This window comes from Mitsuaria sp. TWR114, from assembly GCF_007997345.1.
Genome location: NZ_VOSR01000938.1, coordinates 1 through 622, shown reverse-complemented (window position 1 = coordinate 622; position 622 = coordinate 1). Strand labels below are relative to the sequence as shown.

Annotated in this window: 1 protein-coding gene; it reads left to right on the top strand. The window is 65.1% G+C overall.

Annotation, left to right across the window (positions count from 1 at the left end):
* Positions 1 to 80: 80 nt before the first annotated feature.
* Positions 81 to 482 (top strand): porin, encoded by a 402-nt coding sequence (locus tag FUT87_RS26085; protein WP_147242866.1) that lies wholly within the window; start codon positions 81 to 83, stop codon positions 480 to 482.
* The last annotated feature ends 140 nt before the right edge of the window (positions 483 to 622 follow it).

Sequence of the window (622 nt, the reverse complement as noted above, 5' to 3'; positions counted from 1 at the left end):
TACACCACAGCTTCATTGCAGGAGCTTGGTTTGCGGACGATCTACCGACCGCGACCTCATTGAAGATCTAGGAGTCTCTAATGAAGAAATCTCTCGTCGCGCTGGCTGTGCTGGCTGGTTTCGCCGGTGCCGCTGCCGCTCAATCGTCCGTCACCCTGTTCGGCGTGATCGACGTCGCAGCCCGTTACACGAAGGCCAACGGCCAGGATACGAAGCAGCTGTCGAACGACGGCAGCAGCTCCAGCCGTATCGGCGTCCGTGGCGTCGAGGACCTGGGTGGCGGCCTGAAGGCCGGCTTCTGGCTGGAAGGCGCCCTGGCTGCCGACACCGGCACCGCCGACAGCTCGCGCTTCTGGGGCCGTCGCGCCTCGGTGAGCCTGATGGGCGACTTCGGTGAAGTCCGTCTGGGCCGCGGCAAGACCTCGACCCGCCTGGTCGTCGACGCTTCGACGTCTACACCACGACGGGTCTGGGCGACGTGACCCGCCTGTACTCGACCTTCGGCCTGAGCACCAGCCTGTACGACACGAACAACCGTGCCGACAACCTGGTCCAGTACTTCCTGCCGAGCGATCTGGGCGGCGTGTACGGCTCGTTCGACGTGGCTGCCGGTGAAGGCGCC